This is a genomic window from Pseudomonas sp. Q2-TVG4-2, from assembly GCF_013620795.1.
Taxonomy (GTDB): Bacteria; Pseudomonadota; Gammaproteobacteria; order Pseudomonadales; family Pseudomonadaceae; genus Stutzerimonas.
Window position 1 is genome coordinate 19,703 of the sequence record NZ_LGLW01000001.1, and the last position, 24,293, is coordinate 43,995.

General features: G+C 60.7%; 22 protein-coding genes. 14 read left to right on the plus strand and 8 right to left on the minus strand.

Features of this window, described 5'->3' with window-relative positions; genetic code table 11:
• Positions 1-152: 152 nt before the first annotated feature.
• The 3 genes from H3028_RS00100 to H3028_RS00110 all read left to right on the plus strand — a co-directional run bounded on the left by H3028_RS00100 (position 153) and on the right by H3028_RS00110 (position 4,938).
• Positions 153-1,229: a M20/M25/M40 family metallo-hydrolase gene (locus H3028_RS00100; protein ID WP_181295060.1), complete on the plus strand. Its 1,077-nt coding sequence runs from the start codon at positions 153-155 to the stop codon at positions 1,227-1,229.
• 263 nt (positions 1,230-1,492) lie between these two features.
• Complete coding sequence (gene fdhF, locus H3028_RS00105; RefSeq protein WP_181295061.1) at positions 1,493-4,456, plus strand: formate dehydrogenase subunit alpha; 2,964 nt, start codon at positions 1,493-1,495, stop codon at positions 4,454-4,456.
• Entirely contained in the window at positions 4,456-4,938 is a 483-nt protein-coding gene (locus tag H3028_RS00110; protein ID WP_181295062.1) for a DUF1641 domain-containing protein, read from the plus strand. Before fdhF ends, H3028_RS00110 begins: the two co-directional genes overlap by 1 nt.
• A 111-nt stretch (positions 4,939-5,049) precedes the next feature.
• On the opposite strand, the gene H3028_RS00115 is transcribed toward H3028_RS00110, so the two are convergent.
• The 3 genes from H3028_RS00115 to H3028_RS00125 form a co-directional block, all read right to left on the minus strand.
• Positions 5,050-5,340, minus strand: a complete 291-nt coding sequence (locus H3028_RS00115; protein WP_181295063.1) for a hypothetical protein — start codon at positions 5,338-5,340, stop codon at positions 5,050-5,052.
• A gap of 60 nt (positions 5,341-5,400) precedes the next feature.
• Entirely contained in the window at positions 5,401-6,174 is a 774-nt protein-coding gene (locus H3028_RS00120; RefSeq protein ID WP_181295064.1) for an SDR family oxidoreductase, read from the minus strand.
• Positions 6,175-6,479: 305 nt separating this feature from the next.
• On the minus strand, positions 6,480-7,601 hold the full coding sequence (locus tag H3028_RS00125) for an aldo/keto reductase (protein WP_181295065.1): 1,122 nt from the start codon (positions 7,599-7,601) through the stop codon (positions 6,480-6,482).
• 312 nt (positions 7,602-7,913) lie between these two features.
• Here H3028_RS00125 and H3028_RS00130 point away from each other — a divergent pair, with 312 nt between their 5' ends.
• Complete coding sequence (locus H3028_RS00130) at positions 7,914-9,275, plus strand: erythromycin esterase family protein (protein WP_181295066.1); 1,362 nt, start codon at positions 7,914-7,916, stop codon at positions 9,273-9,275.
• A gap of 42 nt (positions 9,276-9,317) precedes the next feature.
• Here H3028_RS00130 and H3028_RS00135 read toward each other — a convergent pair whose 3' ends face one another.
• Entirely contained in the window at positions 9,318-10,397 is a 1,080-nt protein-coding gene (locus H3028_RS00135; RefSeq protein WP_181295067.1) for an endonuclease/exonuclease/phosphatase family protein, read from the minus strand.
• 452 nt (positions 10,398-10,849) lie between these two features.
• On the opposite strand from H3028_RS00135, the gene H3028_RS00140 reads away from it, so the two are divergent.
• The 3 genes from H3028_RS00140 (at position 10,850) to H3028_RS00150 (ending at position 13,733) form a co-directional block, all read left to right on the plus strand.
• Positions 10,850-12,325, plus strand: a complete 1,476-nt coding sequence (locus H3028_RS00140; RefSeq protein ID WP_181295068.1) for an FAD-dependent oxidoreductase — start codon at positions 10,850-10,852, stop codon at positions 12,323-12,325.
• 444 nt (positions 12,326-12,769) lie between these two features.
• A complete protein-coding gene (locus H3028_RS00145; RefSeq protein WP_181295069.1) occupies positions 12,770-13,279 on the plus strand; it encodes a hypothetical protein in 510 nt (169 codons plus the stop codon).
• A gap of 10 nt (positions 13,280-13,289) precedes the next feature.
• Positions 13,290-13,733: a DUF421 domain-containing protein gene (locus H3028_RS00150; RefSeq protein WP_181295070.1), complete on the plus strand. Its 444-nt coding sequence runs from the start codon at positions 13,290-13,292 to the stop codon at positions 13,731-13,733.
• Between the two features lie 186 nt (positions 13,734-13,919).
• Here the strand turns inward: H3028_RS00150 and H3028_RS00155 are convergent, their stop codons facing one another.
• Entirely contained in the window at positions 13,920-14,816 is an 897-nt protein-coding gene (locus H3028_RS00155; protein WP_181295071.1) for a LysR family transcriptional regulator, read from the minus strand.
• 164 nt (positions 14,817-14,980) lie between these two features.
• On the opposite strand from H3028_RS00155, the gene H3028_RS00160 reads away from it, so the two are divergent.
• Positions 14,981-16,036 carry an oxidoreductase gene (locus H3028_RS00160; RefSeq protein ID WP_181295072.1) on the plus strand — a complete coding sequence of 352 codons (1,056 nt, stop codon included), beginning with the start codon at positions 14,981-14,983 and terminating at the stop codon, positions 16,034-16,036.
• 58 nt (positions 16,037-16,094) lie between these two features.
• Entirely contained in the window at positions 16,095-17,396 is a 1,302-nt protein-coding gene (locus tag H3028_RS00165) for an NTP/NDP exchange transporter (RefSeq protein WP_181295073.1), read from the plus strand.
• A gap of 178 nt (positions 17,397-17,574) precedes the next feature.
• Here H3028_RS00165 and cysK read toward each other — a convergent pair whose 3' ends face one another.
• Complete coding sequence (gene cysK, locus H3028_RS00170; RefSeq protein WP_181295074.1) at positions 17,575-18,549, minus strand: cysteine synthase A; 975 nt, start codon at positions 18,547-18,549, stop codon at positions 17,575-17,577.
• Between the two features lie 144 nt (positions 18,550-18,693).
• Between cysK and H3028_RS00175 the strand changes: the two genes are divergently transcribed.
• From H3028_RS00175 to H3028_RS00195, 5 genes are all read left to right on the plus strand, one after another.
• Positions 18,694-19,767 carry a DUF748 domain-containing protein gene (locus H3028_RS00175; RefSeq protein WP_181295075.1) on the plus strand — a complete coding sequence of 358 codons (1,074 nt, stop codon included), beginning with the start codon at positions 18,694-18,696 and terminating at the stop codon, positions 19,765-19,767.
• 141 nt (positions 19,768-19,908) lie between these two features.
• Entirely contained in the window at positions 19,909-20,754 is an 846-nt protein-coding gene (locus H3028_RS00180) for a MoxR family ATPase (RefSeq protein ID WP_168424011.1), read from the plus strand.
• 52 nt (positions 20,755-20,806) lie between these two features.
• Positions 20,807-21,205 (plus strand): GFA family protein, encoded by a 399-nt coding sequence (locus H3028_RS00185; protein ID WP_168424012.1) that lies wholly within the window; start codon positions 20,807-20,809, stop codon positions 21,203-21,205.
• 48 nt (positions 21,206-21,253) lie between these two features.
• Positions 21,254-22,432 (plus strand): VWA domain-containing protein, encoded by a 1,179-nt coding sequence (locus H3028_RS00190; RefSeq protein WP_181295076.1) that lies wholly within the window; start codon positions 21,254-21,256, stop codon positions 22,430-22,432.
• Positions 22,433-22,464: 32 nt separating this feature from the next.
• Complete coding sequence (locus H3028_RS00195; RefSeq protein WP_181295077.1) at positions 22,465-22,962, plus strand: hypothetical protein; 498 nt, start codon at positions 22,465-22,467, stop codon at positions 22,960-22,962.
• Between the two features lie 6 nt (positions 22,963-22,968).
• Here H3028_RS00195 and H3028_RS00200 read toward each other — a convergent pair whose 3' ends face one another.
• Entirely contained in the window at positions 22,969-23,508 is a 540-nt protein-coding gene (locus tag H3028_RS00200) for a DUF2937 family protein (protein WP_181295078.1), read from the minus strand.
• Positions 23,508-24,284 carry a class II glutamine amidotransferase gene (locus tag H3028_RS00205; RefSeq protein ID WP_181295079.1) on the minus strand — a complete coding sequence of 259 codons (777 nt, stop codon included), beginning with the start codon at positions 24,282-24,284 and terminating at the stop codon, positions 23,508-23,510. Before H3028_RS00205 ends, H3028_RS00200 begins: the two co-directional genes overlap by 1 nt.
• Positions 24,285-24,293: the final 9 nt, after the last annotated feature.

Consider the following 24,293-nt stretch of genomic DNA (forward strand, 5'->3'; position numbering starts at 1 on the left):
GGACCGACAGAGTGGCGTTTGTTCGCCGCTGGCCTCGCTAGTTACATTCGCGCTGATGACCTCTTCGCTGAGGGCACACATGGCCGCGCTCGGCGCACGGTTTCGAACAGGCCGGGTCATAACCACTGTTGGAACTGATTTGAGGGTATTCAATGACTAACCAAGAACAGCTGGCGCTGCTTGAGGAGCTCCTGCTTGCGCGCGGCCCCGCAGGCCAGGAGGAAGAAGTCAGGGAAATCTGTCAGCGTGAACTGGAAAAATGCTGCGATGAGGTCTGGCAGGATCCGGCGAACAACCTCATCGGCCGAATCAGCGCGACCGGGGTTCCGCGCGAGGAAGCGGAGCGTCTCTCAATGCGGGTCATGGCGCACCAGGACGAGATCGCCATGGCGGTCAAGCGCATAGACGATGACGGCCGTTTGCGGGTCGTAGCGCTGGGCGGGGCGTTTCCCGTCAACTTTGGCATGTGTCCGGTGGACATTCTCGGGGAATCACAGACGGTTCCCGGAGCGCTCTCCTTTGGAACAATGCACGGAACGAGTGAATCGAGCCAATCGATGCATGTGCTCAAGGGTGACGTGCAATGGAACGACGTTCACGTGATCTCCCGCTACAGCAAGGCGGAACTCGGAGAGCTGGGCGTTCGCCCTGGCACGCGAGTGGTTCTAAGCCGGCATTGGCGCAAGCCGTTCCTGATACGCGACTGCGTTTCCGCCCACTTCCTCGATGACCGAGCACCCGTCGTCGCCGCCCTCGTAGCGGCCAAACGCCTGGCAGAGCGGCGGCATGAGCTGCGCGGCGATGTGCTGATTGTCCTGACGACCAATGAAGAAGAGACCAACTCGGGCGCGCAGTACGCGGCCCGGACCTTGCCGGGCTGGTCGTGCATCGCGCTCGAAGTGGGGCCCATAGCCGCCGAATACGATACGCGCCTGGCTCTGGACCCCATCGTGCTGACAGGAGATGAGAAGGGTTACTACTCCAAGCAGGTATCGGATGGGCTGCTAAAAGCCGCCGCACGCTGCGGTTATCGTCCGCAGCCGGCATTGATGCCCGGGTTCGCCTCGGATGCAAGCGCCGTGCTCGGCTCCGGGTCCTCCCCTCGCGCCGGTTGCCTGGCGATCCCGACCGAGAACACGCACGGCTACGAGGTCATCATGCAAGAGGCAATGGACGCCTGCGCCAAGACGCTGGTCGAGTATCTGGTTTCACCCGAGCAGCACCAGTAAAGCTACGGCCAGTCATAGATCTCGCCAAGCCCCGCCGACGTACCGGTGCGAGCATTTCGGCTCCTGCGAGTCGAAGCCCACGCACGTCGCTACGAAACGTACGGGAACGTTTTCCGCCCCGGGCCAGTCACCTAAAGACAACAGGATCCGCCCGCTGCCTCCCACCCAGGCGAAAGGGAAAAGGACCGAAGTCACCGCCGGACCCTGCCGGCACCAGGCCAGGACGCCGAACGTACCCATCCGATAACAACGACGGAGGCCTGATGACCGACTGCACGATCCACTTCGATGGCAAAGCCCTGACCGGGGAAGCCGACACACCACTGGTTGACTTTCTGGCCAGCCATGACATTGATCTACCGCACGTTTGTTATCACCGCGCGCTGGGCTCGCCGCAAACCTGCGACGTGTGCTGGGTACAGGTGGATGGCGAGTTGGTGCGCGGCTGCACGCTCAGGGCCCGCGACGGACTGGAGATCACCAGCCAGATCGCCGAGGCCAGAGCCGCGCGCGAAGAAGGTATGGATCGGCTGGTGGCCAAGCACGAGCTGTATTGCACCTTATGCGAGCACAACACCGGCGACTGCACGCTGCACAACACCTATGCGCAAATGGACATGCCCATCCAGCGCTACGAATTCAAACGCAAGCCCTACGAGAAAGACCATTCCAACCCGTTCTACACCTACGATCCGGATCAATGCATCCTGTGTGGCCGCTGCGTCGAGGCGTGTCAGAACGTCGAGGTCAACGAGACGTTAACGATTGACTTCAACATGGAGCATCCGCGCGTGCTCTGGGATGGTGGCAAGCCGATCGACGATTCCAGCTGCGTAAGCTGCGGCCACTGCGTCACCGTCTGCCCATGCAACGCGTTGCTGGAAAAGACCATGCAACCCGACGCAGGTCCTTTCACGGCACTGCCGCAGGACATCAAGCGGCCCATGATCGACATGGTCAAAAAGCTCGAGGAGACCATCGGCGCGCGGCCGATCACCGCCATATCGAAAATGGACCTGCACTGGCGCCAGCCTGAGATCAAGCGCACCAAGACCGTGTGCACCTATTGCGGAGTCGGCTGCTCCTTCGAAATGTGGACCCGCGGCCGGCACATCCTCAAGGTACAGCCCGTGGTCGACGCACCGGCCAACGGGATCTCCACGTGTATCAAGGGCAAGTTCGCCTGGGACTTCGTCAACGACCCAAAACGCCTGACCACTCCACTGATCCGTGAAAACGGTAAGTTCCGCGAGGCCAGTTGGGACGAGGCACTGAACCTGGTCGCGCATCGCCTGCTGCAGATTCGCGACATCCATGGCCCGGACGCCATCGGCTTTATCGGTTCGAGCAAGGCGAGCAACGAGGAGGCCTATCTGACGCAGAAGATTGCCCGCGCGATCATCGGTACCAATAGCGTCGATAACTCCTCGCGCTACTGTCAGAACCCGGCCACCAAGGGCCTGTTCCGCACGGTCGGCTACGGGGGCGATTCGGGCACCATCGAGGACATGGAAAAGGCCGAGCTGATCGTCATCGTCGGCAGCAATCTGGCTGAAAACCACCCGGTAATCGCTTCCAAGCTCAAGGCGCAGAAAAAGCACCGTGGACAGAAGTGGGTGGTATTCGACCCACGCAAGCACGAGATGGCCGAGCGCGCCGACATCCATCTGCGGCCCAACTCCAGCACCGACATGGTTTGGGCCTCGGCGCTGTCGCGCTATATGTTCGAGCACGGTTACGCGGACCAGGCGTTCCTCAACGCCCGGGTCAATCAGGTCGAAGAATATAAGAAGTCGGTCGAGCCCTTCACCATGGACTTCGCCGCCGAGGTCACCGGCATCGCCAAGGACAAGCTGATCGAGGCCGCCGAAATGATCGGCCAAGCCAAGTCGGTCTGCCTCCTCTGGGCCATGGGCATCACGCAGCACAGCCACGGCTCGGATACCAGCACGGCGCTTTCGAATCTCTTGCTGGTCACCGGCAACTACGGCCGTCCCGGCACCGGCGGCTACCCCATGCGCGGCCACAACAACGTGCAGGGTGCCAGTGACTTCGGTTGTCTGAAGAACATGTACCCGGGTTACGAGAAGGTCACCGAGGAAAAGAACCGCGACAAGTGGGCCGAGGCCTGGGGCGTGCCGAAGGATCGTCTGCCGCTGGAAAAGGGCAACGACAACTTCACCATGGTCCAAGGCGCCGACGAGGGCTCCGTCAAAGCGATGTACATCATCGGCGAGGAGACCGCCTTCTCCGACGCCAATAGCAAGAACGTGCACAGCGGTTTTGAAAGCCTTGATTTCATGGTCGTGCAGGATATCTTCATGAGCCGCACCGCCGAGTTCGCCGACGTCGTGCTGCCGGCCGCACCCTCGGTCGAAAAGGACGGCACCTTCACCAATACCGAACGGCGTATCCAGCGCTTCTACCAAGTGCTGCCGCCGCTGGGGAACAGCCGGCCGGACTGGCTGATTCTCACCGACCTCGCCGCCAGAATGGGCCACGATTGGGGCTACACCCACCCGAGCCAAATCATGGACGAGGTAGCCGGCATCGCCACCATGTTCCAAGGCGTCAGCTATGAACGGCTGGAGGGCTGGCAGTCGCTGTTCTGGCCGATGCAAACCGATGGCACCACCACGCCGCTGCTCTATACCGAGCGCTTCCACACCGACGACGGCAAGGCCGTACTCTTCCCGCTGGAATGGAAACAACCGGCGGAAGCCGCCGACAGCGAATACGACATCATGCTCGACAACGGCCGCATGCTTGAGCAGTTCCAAGGCACCAACCAGACCGGCCGCGGCCCACGCATCTGGTCGCAGGCGCCGAACTGGTTCGTCGAAGTGAGCCCGGAGCTGGCTGCCGAACGCGGAATCGAGGACGGCACTTGGGTGACGATCACCTCGCGTCGCGACTCGGTGGAGGTGCGTGCCACCGTGACCGACCGGGTCGCTGGGAAAACCTTGTTCATGCCGATTCACCAGGGCAAACCGGGCCTCAACCTACTCACCGGCGAGCATCACGACCCCGACGTAAACACCCCGGCTTACAAGGAGATCGCGGTCAAGCTCGAGGTTTTGCCGAAGAAGGGCGAGCCGCCGCTGCCGCCGAACAACTTCCGCCATGCCAAGCGCACGCCGACCGATGGTGTGCCTGTTGAGGTGAAGTGGTACCGCGACGATTACATCGCGCCGCCCGCCCAAGCCCCGCATCCGGAGAGATTCTGATGGCCCAACGATTGAACTACGAGGTCAAGCCGACCCCGATTGGCCCCAGCGCCCAGGAAGAACTCGACACCCTGCTGGAAACCCTGCATCAGCGCGGCGTGCTGCGCTTGGCGAACGACCTGGCCGGCTCACACGATCGCCTGCTCAAGGTATTGATCGACGGGGTGAGCAAGGAAGGCTCACTCAACGCCATTCAAAACTTGTCGATCCTCGGCATGGCGCTGTCGCGGATCGAGCCGGCGCAATTCTACAAGATGGTGTTTGCCTTTCAGTCGGCCTTTGGTGCCGTCGGGCGATACAAGCCGGATGAGAAGCACGACGAAGCGCCCGGCGTAACCGGCGCCTACAAGATGTTGCATGACGACGAGCTATGGGCCGCACTGATGCCGATCATCGAGGGGCTCAAGACGTTCGCCAGCGGACTGGACAAGGAGGTCGACAAGCCGATCACCGAATTCAGCGGCAAGCAAACGGAGCAGTGAAGCACGCCGCTGTGAGCGCTCAGGCTTCGTTCCGTTCGCGCCTAGCTCTATTGCAAAGGCACCGGCGCGCAGAAATGGCCAGCAGGTCGAGGGTCGACCATCATGGCTTGATCACGACCCAAGCCCGGCGGAAACCAGGGTGAACAGCACGACCCCCGGTGAAGGCCAGCACGGAGCTGCGGTTGTCCTCGGCGCTTTCATGGGCCTGATCCCATCGTGGGTGATGTAGTACTGCAGATCTATCGTATCGGTGGCCTGAGCGATGGCTTCGGCGCGGGCACTGAAGGCTTCCTGACCGGACAGCAGTAACCGAAAGCCCGACTGGCCCGGCACGGCGGCCTGGACCAGGGTCTTGATTCGTCGCTTCAAAGCCTGGCCATGCGCATCAGCACCGACAGGCATGCAACAGCATCAGACGGGCGATTACCACGCGGCGCCGCGGCACGACCAGCACGACAGCGCTCAGGCGCCCTGCCCCCAGTTCATTTCCAACCCGCCGTCGATGACGAAGTCCTGCCCGGTGACGTAATCCGATTCGGGGCTGACCAGATAGAGCGCCAGCTCCGCTACTTCCTCAGGCTTGCCGGGGCGGTGCCAGGGAATGTGCGGCATTTCCTGCTCGCGCTTCTCCGGATCGTCGACGCGTTCCATGGTCATCGGCGTACGAATCAGGCCGGGAGCTATGGCGTTGACGTTGATTTTCATCGGTGCCAGCTCCATGGCCAGACTGCGGGTCATCAGCAGTAGTCCGCCCTTGGCGGCGCCATAGGCGACGTTCTTCGGACTGGGAATGGCGTCATGTACAGACGTGATGTTAAGCAGCTTGCCGCCGCCACCTTCGTTTTGGCGGCGGGTGACAAACTCGCGTGCGCAGAGGAACGGTCCGTAGAGATCGGTCTTTAACACCTGGTCGAACTCATCAAGGGTCAGCTCGGTGAAGGCCTTGCTTTTGCCCGTACCGGCATTGTTGACGAGGATGTGCGGTACGCCCAGCTGCCTGTCTACCGCGTCGAACAGAGCCTTGACGCTCGCCTCATCGGTGACGTCGAGCTGGCAAATGATGCTGCGTCTACCGGCTTCACGCACCTGTTCGGCGGTGGCTTGCGCGCCCTTTCCGTCGGTATGCCAAGTCACCGCCACATCCGCCCCTTCGCGAGCGAACGCGGCAGCCATAGCCTGCCCCATGCCTGAATCGGAACCGGTGATGACGGCGATCTTGCCGCTGAGCTTGCCCATATGAAACCTCCTGGGAGAATGGAATGATCCGGCTGTGCTTGGCCGGGCTAGGCAGGTATAGGGTTGGGACCGGCTGTAGTCGCGGGCGACGCCGCCCTTCCATCACTGGGAAGCGACAACCGCCGGACGGCATCCAGACAAGGACGTTCGGCGGTGCAGGTGCCGCCCGCACCGTTAAGTCAGCCGGTCGGTTTTAGCCGATTGGTAGCCACTTCTTGCCCCGCCCGGCACACCGGGCGGGGATCGTTGGCCTTGTCCCGCTGTCGTGTTTGGCCGGGCGCCGCGCGGTCAGGACAAGGATCGGTTCACGCTGGTGTGGGTGCGTTCTCATGCATCAGCCCCTGCGACTTGGCCGCCTGCCAGAACGCATCCGGTACACGCGCCGCAACCATGGAGGCCACATTCTCGCGAACCTGTTCGGGGCTGCTCGCCCCGGGAATTACCGCCGCGACTACTTCCGGTGCGTTGCAGAACTGCAGGGCCGCGGTGCGCAGATCGACGCCATGTTCCTGGGCCAATGCCCGATAGCGCTCGCGCTTCTCGGCGATGTCCTCCGGCGCGCCACGGTTGTAGTTGTAGTACTCGCCCCCGGCCAGGTAACCGGAATTGAGCGGCGCGCCCAGCACCAGCGAGACGTTGCGCTGTTTGCAGGCTGGAAAGGCGCGGGTCAGGGCATCCCCATGCTTCAGTAATGAATATTGAGTGGCTAGCAGGCTGATATCAGGGTCGGAGACTTCCAATGTTTTGAGCAGCGGTTCGAGCGTATTGACACCCAGGCCCCAGCCTTTTATCAGCCCTTCTTCGCGCATCTTCACCAGCTCGGGCATGGCGCCCTTGCGCGCGACTTCGAAGCGTTCGCGCCATTGCTCGCCCATGTGATCAGGCGACAGATCGTGAATGAACACCATATCCAATCGCGGCACACCCAGGCGCTGCAAGCTGTCCTCGATCGACCGGCGTGTCGCCGAAGCGGAGAAATCCCATTCCGGGCGGAAGTTATCGATACCCTGCCAGCCCGGATGATCGTAGCCGGGGTCAGGTTCGAGCAGCCGGCCGGTCTTCGAAGACAGCACAAAGCTGTCGCGCTCGCGGGGGTAAAGCAGCTGGCCGACCCGCCGTTCGCTGAGGCCCAGCCCGTACCACGGCGAGGTGTCGTAATAGCGAATCCCCTGCTCCCAGGCGGCGTTGAGAATGGCCCGGGCCTGCTCTTCGGTGATCTGCCGGCGCATGTCGCCCAGGGCAATGGCACTGCCGAGGCCGAAGCGCTGCTCGGGCCTGTAACGCGGGTGATTGCCTTCGTTACGTGGCAGCGCCTCGGGGGAGCGGCTAGCTGACTGGGTATTGCTCGCCTGGGCCAGCATCCGCGGTGCGCCCAGCGCTAATGCACTGCTGGCTGCGAGCGTGGAGAGAAAGGAACGTCGTTGCATGCAGCCTCCAAATGTCCGGCGGGCCTGGCCAGGCCCGCGAATTGAGGTGGCGTTCGGGTCAGCCCACTGCAGCGTGGCGAGGCCGTGCTGATTGCAGCGGCGCGCCGCCAGCGGGTTGCATGGACCGCGCAGCCGTTGCCGGAAACGGCTGCCAGACAAATATAAAGAAGGGACTGCCGACCCGACGTGGCATTCCCGCGATTGGACGGGCGGTCACGTATACGCCCATCGGCTATACAGAAGTCGCGTGGAACAGCACCCCGGCATGCCCGGTCTGCTGATTACCAGCCGCGTTACTGTGGAAGGACCGCCATGGCCGCATCGGCCCGAGAGCGTTTGCAACAGTTCGCCCGCCAGCAGGCCATCGCCCCTCGCGAGGACATCACCGCCGCGTTGCGCGAAGCCGCCGAGCCGCTGCCCGAGGTCGACAGCGAGGCCTTCGGCGCGCTGTTCGACCGCTTCGGCCAGGCCCGTGTGGTGCTGATCGGTGAGGCCAGCCACGGCACCCATGAGTTCTACCGGGCGCGTGCGGCGATCACCCGGCGGCTGATAGAGCATCACGGCTTTACCATCGTCGCCGCTGAGGCCGACTGGCCGGACGCCGGTCAGATCGATCGCCGCGTGCGTGGCCTGGGTCCCTCAGCCTGGCGCGAACGGGCCTTCGAGCGTTTCCCGACCTGGATGTGGCGCAACGCCGAGGTCGCCGAGTTCGCCGAATGGCTGCATCGCTACAACCAGGCGCTGCCGATGGCCCGGCGCGTCGAATTTCGTGGGCTGGACGTCTACAGCCTGCGCCATTCGATCGACGAAGTGCTGCGCTATCTCGAGGGCACCGATCCGCAGCTGGCCGACGAGGCCCGGGAACGCTACGCCTGTTTTTCGCCCTGGCAGGACGAGCCTGCGATGTACGGCCATCTGGTCGAACGCGACGGCAAAACCTCCTGCGAGGACGCCGTGACCAAGCAGCTCGAACAGCTGCTCGGGGAACGTCTGGCGCGCTTTGCCGAGGACGACGAAGCCTTCTTCAATGCATCGCAGAACGCGCGCGTCATCCGCAGCGCCGAGCAGTACTACCGCGCCATCTACCGTGGCCGTGCGGAATCCTGGAATCTGCGTGACCGGCATATGTTCAATACCCTGCAAGCGCTGTTCAAGCACCGCGGCCAAGCTGCAAAGACGGTGGTCTGGGCGCACAACTCGCACATCGGCGATGCCCGCGCGACCGGGATGGGCTGGGGCGGTCGCTTCAATCTTGGCGAGCTGTGCCGGATAGGCTTCGGTAACGCGGCCGTGCTGCTCGGCATGGGCACCGACCGCGGCCAGGTCGCCGCCGCTGACCACTGGAACGGCGAAATGCACGTCAAGGATGTGCTGCCTTCGCGCGCCGACAGCTGGGAGGGGCAGTTTCTGCGTGCGGGCATCCCGGCCTCACTGACCGACTGGCGCGGGCCAAAGCGACAGGCGCTGCGTGAGCTGCTCGCCGAACCCCTGCTAGCGCGCGCCATAGGGGTGATCTACCGGCCGCAGACAGAGCGCCAGAGTCATTACTCGCAGGCAGTTCTCTCTGAGCAGTTCGACGCCTACCTGTGGTTCGAGCAGACCCGAGCCGTCACGCCCCTACCCGGCCGTCCCGCTATCGATGGCGAGGACGATACCTTTCCCTTTGGGGTTTGACTGCCATACCCGCTGCAGGCCTGGCTGCGCTGACATAACCGCTCAGGGCCTCGGCACATCGGCCTGGCTGGCTGATTCTTGCTCGACTTTCTCCTGTGCACGAGCGCGATCATCGTCATCAAGCTCCAGGCTGTACTGCTCGCTCGCGTGTCGGCGGTCGTACTGCAATTCGATGAACATCGGAAAGTGATCCGAACCAATGCTTGGCAGGCGCTCGATGCGCGCCACACGAAAGTGGGCGCTATGGAAGAAGTGATCCAGCGGCCAGCGTAGAAAGCGATAATTCGCGTGGAACGTGTTGAACATGCCGCGACCGATGCGCGGATCGAGCAGGCCGCTGATCTTGCGAAACAATCGGGTGGTCGGCGACCAGGCAACATCGTTGAGATCGCCAGTGACGATAACCGGGCCCTCGGCCTGCTTGACGCTACGCCCAACAATCAGCAGCTCGACGTCGCGCTCGGTGGATTCGTCATTTTCCGTCGGACTCGGCGGCGCCGGGTGAAGAAAATGCATGCGCACCGACAATTCCTCATCGACCCGCAACCGGGCGTGCATCGACGGGATATTGTCCTGCACCAGAAAGCTCAACCGTTGATGCTCCAGTGGCAGCCGCGAGAACACGTGCATGCCGTAGAGGTTGTCGAGCGGGCATCGGATGCAGTGTGGGTACTGGGTGCTGAGCACCTGCAGTTGCTCGTCCCACCACTGGTCGGTCTCGAGCGTCACCAGCACGTCCGGACGGTACTGGCGGACCAGCTCGATAAGGCGATCGGCATGGCGGTTCGGCGTCAGCACATTGGAGGAAAGAATGCGGATCCGCGGCCCATCACCGTTCGGGTCGGCCCAATCGGCCTCGCAGCGCGCCAGACGCGTGTAGGGCCGGATCCACCACCACTGGTAAGCCAGGCAGCCAAGCGTTAACGGCGGCAGCAACAGGTTCCAACAGTTCGAAAAATCCAGCAGCAGGATCTGGACCAGCAGCAGGATCAGCAACAGCGCGCCCACCTGCAGCTTGGGAAAGTCCCAGCCACGCACCCACCAGCTCGGGTGGCTCCAGTATTGGATGAGCGTGATCGCGACAAGTACCGCAGTCACCCCAATAAGGATGCCTTCGGTCATGGTGCTTCCTTCACATATTCGGTCGAATCCATAGCTAGTTCGGATCGAACCGCAGGCCGATTGTTCCACCGCGCTGGCAGCGGCCGGCTGATTCACCCATCGCCTTAAGCAGACGGAGCATCCCGCATCGGCGTTCTCCCTCGTCGGGGCAATGGCAAATCGAGGGAAAACGCGGGCATCAGCAATCCTTGAGTCATGCAGACCCAGCAGGGCGAAGGCAGCGACAGGACGCGAAGCGTTCAGGGCGCCCGATCGAAAAAGGTACCCAGTCCGCACCGCTGCGCCTGGTGACGGTGTAGCCCTTCCCTGCCGGTGAGTGCGCCACCGGTTAGGAGTGCTCGCAGCGGTGCAGGCAAAAGCCTGCCCTCGGCCGACCCTCCCGCCTAATGGTCGGAACCCGGCCGAGCAGGGTCGTTCTACTGCAGACGGATTCAGCCAATGAGGACCTACCCATGCCCGCGCTCTCCGCCACCCCCGATTGCTGCTGGAACGCTAATGCGCAACGCAGCGACTTTCCCCGGCTGACCGGGCACGCCGAATGCGACGTCGTAGTGGTCGGCGCCGGCATCGTCGGGCTGAGCGCCGCCATGGCTCTGTGCGAAGCCGGCAAATCCGTCATGGTGCTGGAGGCACGCGAAATAGGCAGGCAGGTCACCGGGCGTTCTACGGCAAAAATCACGACCCAGCATGCACTCATCTACCGGCACCTGATAGACACGTTCGGCCAGGAGCTGGCGCAATGCTATGCCGATGCCAATCGTGAAGCCGTGCAGCGGATTCGTGATTGGGTCGAAACCCACCAGATCGATTGCGACTATCAGCGTAAGTCCGCTTTTGCCTACGCCTGCTCTACCCAATGGCGGGCGGCCATCGAGCAGGAAGCCGAGGCAGCACGCTGTCTGGGCTTCGCCGCGCGGGTACTGGAGCATGCGCCGCTACCCTTCGAGACCGCCTGCGCCTTGGAATTTCCGGACCAGGCGCAATTCAACCCGACCAGCTACCTGGTGGGGCTGGCCGGGGCGGTACAGGCGCGCGGTGGACGCATCCACCAGCAGACCCGCGCGCAGAGCTTCGAGCACAATGATCGCTGGCAGGTCGGCTTCGAGGGTGGAAGCGTCGATGCCGACCATGTGATTCTTGCCACGCACATGCCGGTCCAGACGCCGGTCGATCTCGTCAGCCCTACCCAGCCGCGCTGCCACGTAGCGATGGCGTTCCGCCCGCAAGAGAACGCGCACCTTGAGGGGATGTTCATCGGGGTCGAAGAGCCCACCCATTCGATACGTATGGGTCGCGATGTTGAAGGCCCGCTGCTGGTTGTGCTCGGCCCGCGTTTCAACACCGGCCAGGACGGCGACGTAGCGCGACGCTTCGTTGATTTGGAACAGTGGGCCCAGAGCAATCTGCCGGTCGGCAAAGCGGTGTGGCGCTGGTGCAACGAGGATTACGACACCGCTGATCGCATGGCCTACGTCGGCGAGCCGGATCCGGAGCAAACACCCGGACTCTTCGTCGCCACCGGCTTCAACGCCTGGGGGATCAGCAACGGCACCGCCGCCGGATTGGGCATCGCTCGCCAGATTATTACCGGTCGCCGGCCATGGAAGGACCTCTTCGACCCCAAACGACCGGCCCCAGACGACTACAACCAGAGCGGAGACAGTCAGTCCCTGGTAGAAGGAATGGAAACCATCGGTCGTGGCGAGGGCGGCGTTATCACCCGTGGCGATGAGAAAATCGCGGTCTGGCGAGACGACTCCGGCATGCTGCACGGTGTCGCCGCGGCCTGCACACACATGGGCTGCGCCGTGACCTGGAACAACGCCGACCGCACCTGGGACTGCCCGTGCCACGGTTCGATATTCGAGGCTAATGGCGACGTCATCCATGGCCCGGCTCATCAGCCGCTGGCAGCCAAGCCGCTTTGATCGCTGATAGCCCATTCGGATCAGTGGCTATCGCCCAGGGCTCCTCCAGCTTTCGCCGACGCTACGGCAGTTTGGCAGCCGCAACGCCGATTGCAACGTTCGCATCGACATGCCAACTGGCGGTCGTGAAGCCTCGCTGCACGTGCGTTTTCGCGGTTTGCGACGGCGTAAATCGCCTTCAATGATCTCAATGCCGCGATGGACATCGAAGCGAACCGGCAACCAACGCAGAAACCATCGACGCCATAAGCAACACCGTTACGATGCCCTGTAGTTATTAAACGTCCATTCAATAGTGTTTATTCAAAGGAAGCACATTTAGCCTTTGAGCTTGGCTAAATAAAACAAGCATAGCCTATAGCTCAACCGAGACGGCAAGTGAACTTATGCTTCGCTTGCTCTCTCTACAGATTATCGTCTTTAAACGATCATCAGGGGTCTCGGATGTCTTCTAAAACAGATGAACTCAGCAGCCGAAACTACCCCATTCAGGAAGACATGGTGCTGCAGTCAAGGATATGGAAAACAGAGCGGATCGGTTGGGCTATATTGATCGGAATGATACTAGTCACCTTTACGGGTTTATTCAGCACCGGACCATTAAGCACAGTCGTCGCGCAAACTGCGGCAGGAGATATGCAGGTTCAATACCAGCGTTTTGAACGGCACGGTGCATCCACGGAAATAAAGATCAATGCCCGGGCCGGTCAGGACGGGCAAGTCTGGCTGACGCTAGATGGCGACATACTTGAAAGTTTCATGGTTGAAAACATACAACCCGAACCGGTCAGCTCAGAAAGCTTCGGTCGCGGGCTCCGACTGAGATTCCAACCAGACCCTGAGGGCCGGGCCACGGCTTATTTCAGTTTGCGGCCGAGCGGACTGGGTTTAACCAAAAGCGTGGCACACGCGAATGGTCAGCATATTGAATTAACTCAGTTCATCTACCCATAAAGGTGCAGCCATGGACTCCGTACTCCGCGCCGCCGCAATTTATCTTATAGTTCTGATTGTTTTTCGGATAGCGGGTAGAAGAACGCTCTCGGACCTGACTACCTTTGATTTTGTACTTCTTCTTATCATTGGTGAAGCAACACAACAGGCGCTGCTAGGTGATGATTTCTCGGTCATTAATGCAGCCCTCGTTATCGTATCGCTGGTAGGGTTTGACATCGCATTGTCTTTAACTAAACAAAAGTCACTATGGTTCGCCAAAATCCTTGATGGCGAGCCGATTATAATTGTCGAACATGGCCAATTGCTGGGTCATAGAGCAAAAAAAGCCCGTATCGATGAAAGCGATATTCTAGAAGCTGCCCGGCATTCGCAGGGCCTGGAGCGGCTTGACCAAATCAAGTTCGCCATTCTTGAAAAAGACGGGAAGATTTCAGTCATTCCAAATGGGTGATTCCTTTCTGGGGCACCCAGGTCCAAATCCCGTATTAGCCAGCCCCGACCACCAATTGCAATTGCGCCTTCAGCTCTAACATTGCCGCCGCCGCTTTGCTTTCGCGTAATCCAGATCATCCGAACGAACAACCGGTGTAGAAGATATCTACGACGTTTAGGTGCGCTTCTCCGGCAAGACGCTCAATTACTGCGCCTCGGATTTGATGAAATCGACGAAGGCCCTGAGCGGTGATGGCATATGGCGGCGCCCGTGGTAGTACAAATAGGGCCCGTCGAAGGATTGCCACCACTGTTGGAGGATAGGAATCAAGCGACCGTCCTCGAGCGGCTCGCGGAGAAAGTCCTCGAATACATAGACGATGCCAAGCCCCTTGATGGCGGAGCTGATCCTAAGGTCATGTGAGGACGTCACTAGCTGTCCCCGCGGTGGAACCCGCAGGATTCGACCGTCTTTCTCGAATTCGAAGACCCCTATCTTGCCGTTCTCGAAACGATGACCGATCAGCTGGTGGTCGGTCAGCTGCGCGGGGTGCTGGGGCGTACCGCGAGCCTTCAAGTAAATTGGCGCAGCCGCAGCCACGAAGCGCTGTCGCCTTGGCCCGATGGGAACGGCAATCATGTCCTTGGCCAGACTTTCCTCGTAACGCACGCCCGCGTCATAACCGGCTCCGATGACATCAATGAAAGTGTTCTCCATGACCACCTCGACGTTGACGCCAGGATAGAGCGTGAGGAAGCGGCTCAGCAGATCCGGTAGAACGTAGCGTGCCACCGGTACGGGCACGTTCAGCTTCAACGTACCAACCGGCCGTTGGGCTTCATCATCCAGATCGTTGAACGCGGCACTGATTTCCTCGAGCGCCGGGCGCAAACGTTCGAGCAAACGCGTCCCAGCACTCGTTGGCGTGACGCTGCGGGTGGTGCGATTGAGCAGGCGCAAGCCCACATCGCGTTCCAGGCGGCGCATGCAATCGCTCAGCGAAGACGCCGACATGCCGCGTTTCTGCGCAGCGGAACGAAAGCCTCCCGCCTCGACCACCGCGGCGAAGAGCGCGACATCACTTAAATTGGGTTGGCGCATCGGGTTTCCTCTTGGGCACGCCCAAACTGTACGACTCGCCGTACAGCCCGTCCACATGTACCCCGATTATCATGCCGCTATCGGACGGTGATACTCCTCGCGTCGACCACTCGCTCAGCCAGAGCCATGGTCATTCCCGTTGAACGACGAATGAGGAAGCAATCATGTGGAGCAGAACAACCAAGCCGGAACCGAGTGATATCGACCACGCCCGCCGCCTTATTAAAATAACCCGGACCCTGTTCGCCGGTGTTGCGCTGGCAGTCGCTATCACAACCGAAGCCGCCAACCGCGTGCCGCCGAAGCCGGACTGGACGGTCAATGACATGCCATCGCAGGAAGGCCGTATCGTCCTGATTACCGGCGGCACCAGCGGCATGGGTTACGAAGACGCCCTCGCCCTCTCCCGCGCCGGTGCGGAGGTCATCATCGCGGCCCGCAACGCCGAGCGAGGACAGCAGACGATCGAGCGGATACGCCAACTAGTACCGGATGCGAACGTGCAATTCGAAGCGGTGGATCTGGCCAACCTGACCTCGGTACGCAACCTGGCTACGCGCCTCAACGAGCGCCTGGCGCGACTCGATGTGCTGATCAACAACGCGGCCATCATGGCGCCGCCGCAACGCAGCACCTCCGCCGATGGCTTCGAGTTGCAGCTGGCGACCAACTATCTCGGGCCCTTCGCGCTGACCGGCCTGCTGATGCCGCTGCTACGCGAGAGCGACGATGGTCGCGTAGTAAGCCTGTCGAGCATCGCTGCCAGCCGCGGCAAGATAAACTTCACCGACCTGCAGGCCGAACGGGAATACAACCCCTACGCCACTTATGCACAATCCAAGCTGGCCGTACTTAACTGGGCATTCGAGCTGCAACGGCGCAGCGATGCGTCTGGCTGGGGCGTCCGCAGTATCGCGGCGCACCCGGGCGTTGCCGTTACCGAACTGGTCGAACGGGGCCCGGGGCTGGACAGCCAGTTTGGCGTGAAGTGGGCACAAGATCGGGACGAGTACCACTCCGCCGCGCAAGGTGCACTCTCCACGCTGTATGCCGCGACCGCGCCGGAGGCGGTGGGTGGCGCCTATTACGGACCAATCGGCGAGGAAGAGAAGCGCGGCCCGCTGGGCATTGCCCAAACGCCTGAGGCCGCCACGACGCGTGCAGACGCCGGCGAGCTATGGCAACTGTCGGAACGCCTCACTGGCGTGGCCTACCCCTGAACACGCGCACGAATCGTTTTCCCCGTCCCGCCGCCCTTCGCCTTGCAGGAGCAGCTCCATGAGCACGGTATCCGTTTCACATCGCCTAAGCGTCGCAATCAATGCCGAAGACCATGAACTGCACGCTGCACTGTCTGGTTTTCTATTATTTTTCTGCCTGTTCGCTGGGTACTTCATGCTGCGCCCCATCCGTGAGTCGATGGGCGTCGCGGCGGGCGTTGACAACCTGCAATGGCTGTTCACCGCCACCTTTGTCGCCATGCTCATCGCGGTACCGCTGTTCGCCTGGCTCAGTTCTCGAGTGCCGCGCCTGCATTTCATCGACTGGGTGTTCGGTTTCTTCTGCGTGAACCTGCTGGTATTCAGCGTTCTGTTCCAGCATCACGGGGACAACCCCTGGATGGCCCGGGTCTTCTTTGTCTGGATATCGGTCTACAACCTGTTCGTCGTGTCAGTCGCTTGGAGCCTCATGGCGGACGTGTTCGATGCGCGCCAGGCCAAACGCCTGTTCGCCTTCATCGCCGCCGGGGCAAGCGTTGGCGGGCTGGTGGGACCGGCGCTCAGCGCTCTCTTGGTTGGCAGCCTGGGCGAAGCGGGCCTCATGCTGCTCGCCAGCCTGCTACTCGGCGCAGCGCTCGCACTCAAATTTTTATTGATGCGCTGGCGTGAGGTAGGCGGAGCCGGTCGCCCTGATGCGGCGCCAGCCGAAAGCACGCGCAAGCCGCTACCCGGCAACCCTTTTAGCGGCATGACGCGGATTTTGCAGTCACCCTATCTGATGGGTATCGCCGGTTTCGTCGTACTGCTGGCGACCGCCAATACGTTCCTCTATTTCGAGCAAGCGCGCCTGGTGGCCGAGCTGTTTCCGGACCGCAACGCACAGATCCGCGTGTTCGGCACCATAGATCTGATCGTCCAGGCCGGCGCCTTGCTGTCGCAAGTATTCATCGCGGGGCGCGTCGCGCAGAAGCTGGGCGTGCGCATGCTGCTGATGATCGTGCCCTTGATCGTGAGCATCGGTTTTCTCGGACTTGCCCTGGCGCCAAGCTTCGCCATGCTCGCAGCCTTGATGATCGTGCGACGTATCGGTGAGTACGCCTTCGTCAGACCGGGCCGGGAAATGCTCTTCGCGCCGCTCGATGCCGAAAGCAAGTACAAGGCCAAGAACTTCATCGATACCGTCGTCTATCGCGCCGGCGATGCAATGAGCGGCTGGGGCAAGAGCGCGCTGGACATGCTGGGCCAGGGCACGGGACTCGTGGCGGTGGTCGGCGCCATCTGCGCCATGCTGTGGGGTTATCTCGGGTGGCGTCTCGGCAATCAGGCAGACAAGCAGGCGCAGCCAATGACTGTCGATTGATGCGTGGTTGTGCCAATGCCCATTCGATCGCTAAGTGTGGCGGGCTTGCAAAGCGGCAGGAGGGGGTGATCGGGATGACGCAGGCGCTGGGGAACTACCTGGCAGGCAAGAACACCGTAGAAGCCAGGCTAAAACGGCGCTGCGCCGGCGCTGCAAACGCAGGCCGGCGCAGCGGGAATCACTGCTGCAGTTCCTGCTCACCGAACATATCGGCGAACAGCATGGTGGACAGATAACGCTCGCCGGAATCGGGGAGGATCACCACAATATTCTTGCCTTGCATTTCCGGGCGTTCAGCCATGCGCACCGCCGCAGCCATGGCCGCGCCGCAAGAAATGCCACAAAGGATGCCTTCTTCGCGCATCAGGCGCAGCGCCATGGCCTTGGATTCCTCGTCGCTGACCTGTTCGACCTGATCGACCATGGACAGATCCAGGTTCTTCGGCACAAAGCCAGCACCGATGCCCTGGATCTTGTGCGGGCTGGGTTTGACTTCCTGCCCCGCGAGCGTCTGGCTGATCACAGGCGAACTAATCGGTTCGACCGCCACGCTGAGTATCTTCTTGCCCTTGGTGTTCTTGATGTAGCGCGAAACACCAGTGATGGTGCCGCCAGTACCGACTCCGGAGACCAGTACGTCGATGTTGCCTTCGGTGTCGTTCCAGATTTCCATCCCGGTGGTTTTCTCGTGGATCGCCGGGTTGGATGGGTTCTCGAACTGCTGTGGCAAGTAATAAAGCTCGGGGGCCGAGGCAGCGATTTCTGCCGCCTTTTCGATGGCGCCCTTCATGCCTTTGGCCGGCTCAGTGAGCACCAGCTCCGCTCCGAGCGCCTTCAGGACCTTGCGTCGCTCCAGGCTCATCGACGCAGGCATGGTCAGCATCAGCTTATAACCACGTGCCGCCGCGACAAAAGCCAAGCCAATGCCGGTATTTCCGGACGTTGGCTCAATAATCGTCATGCCCGGTTTGAGAAGACCGTTTTTCTCGGCATCCCAGATCATCGCGGCGCCGATCCGACATTTGACTGAGTGTGCCGGATTGCGGCCTTCGATTTTGGCCATGATGGTGACGCCCTTCGGGCCCAATCGATTGATCATGACCAACGGGGTATTCCCGATGGCCTGCGCATTGTCAGCGAAGATGCGGCTCATGACAGTGTCCCTGCGAATGGAAAATCGGACTGATCAGCCTATGCCCAGTCTGATGACTCGTCCAGCCGAACTCACCGATGCGTGTGTGGGTCCACCCAAAGGTAAGCCATTCAGTGATGACTCCTCGACCAGACCAGGCCCGTCATGAAAAAACGCTACCGAATTCCGTTGTGGATATTGCTATCAATCGCCCTGTTACTGCTGATCATTCATCTCGCCCTGCCTCACCTGGTGCTCAATTACCTGAACGACAAGCTGGCAGACATGGGCGAGTACCGAGGTCATGTCGATGACGTTGATCTGGCCTGGTGGCGTGGCGCTTACCGAGCGGACGGCGTGCTCATCGAAAAGAAGAGCGAGGAAGTCCAGGCACCGCTGTTCACCGCGCCCACAATCGATATCGGTTTGAGCTGGCGAGCACTCTGGAAGGACCAGGCCCTGGTTGGCGAGGTGACGCTGGAACAGCCGCAGCTGAATTTCGTCGATGGCGAGGACAGCGGCGACTCGCAGACCGGCGAAGGTGTCGATTGGCGTGAGCGGCTGGAAGAACTGATGCCATTTACCCTGAACGAACTCCGCGTCATGGACGGTCAATTGTCGTTTCGCAACTTCGAGTCCGATCCGCAGGTGCATATCTATGCCAATGCGATCAACGCGAGCCTCTATAACCTGACCAACACGGCGGATGGGCAGGGCCGCGTCGCCACATTCGAAGGCACCGCCAAGTTTCTCGATCACGCCCCGATGGAAGCCACCGCGAACTTCGACCCCTATACCAATTGGGAAGACTTTGAAGTGAACCTGCGTGTGACTGGCGTGGATCTGACAAGGTTGAATGACTTCAGCAGTGCCTACGGTAATTTCGATTTCGCAGGCGGAACCGGCGATCTGGTCATGGAAGTCGAGGCCAACGACAGCCAGTTGTCGGGCTATATCAAACCTTTGCTGCACAATGTCGACGTTTTCAATTTCGAGCAGGACGTCGAGAATGAAGGCAAGGGATTCTTCCGTGGCATCTGGGAAGCGGTGGTCGGTGGTGGTGAGGAAGTTCTGCAGAACCAGAGCAAGGATCAGTTCGCGACGCGGGTAGAACTGTCCGGCAGCACGAAGGATACCAACGTCAGTCCCTTTCAAGCATTCATCGCGATCCTGCGAAACGCCTTCGTCGAAGCGTTCTCGACCCGCTTCGAGCGTTCATTGAGCGAAGACGATGAATAAACGGGAACAGGCAAAATGTCCGCGCCCATTCAGTGACTGAATGATCCACTCGCGTTCACACTGAGGAGCCCATCCCTTATAGTCGATCGTCTAACCAAAACATGAAGCGCCTGCGTGCCAGGCCCGATCAAGGAAACCCCGATGAAGTTTGAAGGCACCCAGTCTTACGTCGCCACCGATGACTTGAAACTGGCGGTTAACGCTGCCATTACGCTGGAGCGTCCGCTGCTGGTGAAGGGTGAGCCGGGCACCGGCAAAACCATGCTCGCCGAGCAACTGGCTGAGTCCTTCGGTGCGAAGCTGATCACCTGGCACGTCAAATCCACCACCAAGGCGCATCAGGGTCTGTACGAATACGATGCCGTGAGCCGTCTGCGCGATTCGCAGCTGGATTCCGATCGGGTGCACGATGTGCGCAACTACATCAAGAAGGGCAAGTTGTGGGAAGCCTTCGAGGCCGAACAGCGGGTCATTCTACTGATCGACGAAATTGATAAGGCCGACATCGAGTTTCCCAACGACCTATTGCAAGAACTCGACAAGATGGAGTTCTACGTCTACGAGACCAATGAAACCATCAAGGCCATACAGCGGCCGATCATCATCATTACCTCGAACAACGAAAAGGAGCTGCCCGACGCCTTCCTGCGCCGATGCTTCTTCCATTACATCGCGTTCCCCGATCGCGAAACGCTGCAGAGGATCGTCGATGTGCACTACCCGAATATCAAAAGGGATCTGGTCGCCGAGGCCCTCGACGTGTTCTTCGATGTCCGCAAGGTACCGGGGCTGAAGAAGAAGCCATCCACCAGCGAACTTGTCGACTGGCTGAAGTTGCTGATGGCCGACAACATCGGCGAAGCCGTGCTACGCGAGCGCGATCCGACCCGAGCGATTCCGCCACTGGCCGGCGCTCTGGTGAAAAACGAACAGGACGTGCAATTACTTGAACGCCTGGCGTTCATGAGTCGTCGCGCCAGCCGCTGAACGACGGCGGTTCCAAGCGGAGCCGGCCGCCTCACTTACTGGAGGAAGAGCCATGCAAACGCATACCGGTAGTTGCCTCTGCGGTGTCGTGCGGTACCGCATCGACGCACCGATCAACGAGCTGACCCACTGCCACTGCAAGATGTGTCGCAAGGCACATGGCGCTGCATTTGCGACCTACGCAAGCGTGCCGTTGGAAGCGTTCCACTTCCTGTCTGGCAAGGATCAGTTGGGGGTCTTCCACTCCTCCGAACATGTGACGCGTACGTTCTGCATTCGCTGCGGATCCAACCTGCAATTCGTCGATAATCGTGAGCATGAACTCGGCGTTGCGGCCGGCACGCTCGACTCCTCGCTGCCGGTCCCGCCCCAGGAACATATCTTCGTCGGCTCCAAGGCGGACTGGTATGAGATCAGCGACGGGCTCGCGGAACACGACGAAGACCTCTGACCCATCAAACGCAAGGTGCCGTTACGACGGTATTCCCGAGGTTCTGCCATGCTGCTTGGCCTGTTCAATGAGATGCGTGCCGCCAAGGTACCCGTGTCGGTACGCGAACTGCTCGATCTGATCAACGCGTTGAAACACAACGTTATTTTCGCCGATATGGACGAGTTTTATTTTTTGTCGAGGGCCATCCTGGTCAAGGATGAGCGCCACTTCGACAAGTTCGACCGTGCCTTCGGCGCCTACTTCAAGGGGCTGGAAAACCTCGATCAGCATATCGAGGCGCTGATTCCGGAGGAATGGCTGCGTAAGGAGTTCGAACGCTCGCTGAGCGATGAAGAGCGCGCCAAGATCGAATCGCTCGGGGGGCTGGACAAGCTGATCGAGGAATTCAAGAAACGCCTGGAGGAACAGAAGGAAAAGCATGCCGGGGGCAATAAGTGGATCGGTACCGGCGGCACCAGTCCCTTCGGTTCGGGTGGTTACAACCCAGAAGGCATCCGCATCGGTGACGCCGGCAAGCGTCAGGGCAAAGCAGTGAAGGTCTGGGATCAGCGCGAGTATAAGAACCTCGACGATCAGGTTGAGCTCGGCACCCGCAACATCAAGGTAGCCCTGCGCCGCCTGCGCAAGTTCGCTCGCCAGGGCGCGCAGGACGAGCTGGACCTCGATGGCACCATCGACCACACCGCCCGCGACGGCGGACTGCTCAACATCCAGATGCGCCCGGAACGGCGTAACGCGGTGAAGCTGCTGATCCTGTTTGACATCGGCGGCTCGATGGACGCCCATGTGAAGGTCTGCGAAGAGTTGTTCTCCGCCTGCAAGACCGAGTTCAAGCACCTGGAGTACTTCTACTTCCACAATTTCATCTATGAATCAGTCTGGAAGAACAACTTCCGCCGTACCTCCGAGCGCACCTCGACGCTTGATCTACTGCACAAGTACGGCGCCGATTACAAAGTGGTGTTCGTAGGCGATGCCGCCATGGCACCCTACGAAGTGACTCAGCCCGGTGGCAGTGTCGAGCACTGGAACGAGGAAGCGGGCTACGTCTGGATGCAGCGCTTCATGGAGAAATACAAGAAGCTCATTTGGATCAATCCCTACCCCAAGGACACCTGGGGGTATACCGCATCGACCGGCATCATCCGTGATCTCGTTGAGGATCGTATGTACCCGCTGACGCTCAACGGGCTTGAGGAAGGCATGAAGTTTCTGTCGAAATAAGCCGTTCCTAACGACTGCAAGGATGCGCGGGGATGAGAAATCGATGGGCGCTGTGCGCCGTTGTAGCGTTGACGGCGTTCATCGCAGCAGGAGATCTGTTACTAGCGGTCGAGCTGTCAGGCGAGCCCGCCACGCAAAACACCGCCGTCAGGGCATCAGCACTCACCAACTGGCTACTTGAACACCAACGACTCATCAGCACGGCAAAACTGATCGTGTCTACCCTCATGCTGCTCTGGTGGCTAGCCGCGACAATCAGGCCAACTCGCCGCCCTCGCCTCAGACTGGCCAACGCCGCGTTCAGTGGCTGGCTGGCGATAGAGACTGTGACGGTATGGGCCGCCGTGCTTGGCGTGCTGTATCAGGTGTCCGGTCTGTCCGATGGGCTCACCGGAGGCGGTACCCTTACGATCATAAAGGGCACCGAACTAAGCTGGTTGATCCCCTTGACGTTCTGCATACCTGCCCTTCAGCTTATCTTGGGCGAATGGGCATATCGCTCTGGCCAATCATCAGCCAACGCCAGATGAGTTCGACTATTTCGCAGGCGGAAGCGGCTTAGCGGTACGCCGCCGGCGTCGATGACGCTCCGGAAAAAATGCCCGGCGCAACAGCAGATAGATACTCTCGATCACCCATGCCAGCAGCAACGCAGAGCAAAGCCCCCAAGCAATCGCTTCAGGCGCCAGCAGAACCTGGAAGCGATAGCTGCTCCAGACCTGGCGCCGCAAGTGCTGATCAGCGCCGATCAATACATGCCAGGCCTGGGCATACCAAGGCCCTTGCATGATCCGCCATTCTCGATCCAACAGACGCGCGCGCTCCACAAGCGCAGCAACGCTTCGCGCATCGCTCTGGATAACCGGATCGTCGCTGGCACGATAATGCTCGACCAGCGCGTTCAGGTTGCCCTCGAAGAAGCGCCCTGCCGTGTCCTGAAAGCCCAGCAGGCTCTGCTGCGCCTCGAGCCTGCGCGCCTCGACGTGCCGCTCGTATGCCTCGATGAAAGCCGGAACTTGGATCCCGACCAACAAGCCAAGGGCGAACAGGGTCAACCGCAGATAGCTTCGGATCATCACTGCACCTGCCCGCGCGCGACGCACTCGCCCAGCCGCCAGAGTGTCCACTCGCCCGGCTGATGAACATTCCACTGCTCGTTGTCGGTCAGCGGCTCGGTAGCCAGCACGGTGACGACGTCATTCGGCGTGGTCTCAGCGGTGAAATCCACCGTCAATTCTGCATCCTTCAGCTGGGCTGGTCCGAAGGGCGCGCGACGCGTGATCTGCGCGAGCTTGGTGGTGCAGAAACTGAACAACCACTCTCCGTTGCTCAGCAGGCAATTGAATACGCCTTTGGCACGATAATCGGCGCAGGCTTCGAGCAAACGCGGCAGTAAATCCTCAGCCGCGACGCGCTCCGGAAAATCGGTGCGCACCCGGTTGAGCAGATCGCAGAACGACGCTTCGCTGTCTGTATCCCCGACCGGCCGGTAGAAACCCCGTGCGGGATTGAAATCAGTGAGCTGGCCGTTGTGGGCGAAGCACCAATGCTGCCCCCACAGTTCACGCACAAAGGGATGAGTGTTGACCAGGGCGACCTTACCGACGTTGGCGTGGCGGATATGGCCAATCACCACCTCGCTCTTGATCAGATAGTGCTGGACCATCTTCGCCACTTCCGACTCGCAGCTGGCCACTGGGTCCTGAAACAAGCGTAAACCGCGGCCTTCGTAGAACGCGATACCCCAGCCATCCTTGTGCGGCCCGGTGCGCCCGCCGCGCTGCATCAGCCCGGTGAAACTGAAATGGATGTCGGTCGGTACGTTGGCGCTCATGCCGAGCAATTCACACATGCATGGTCT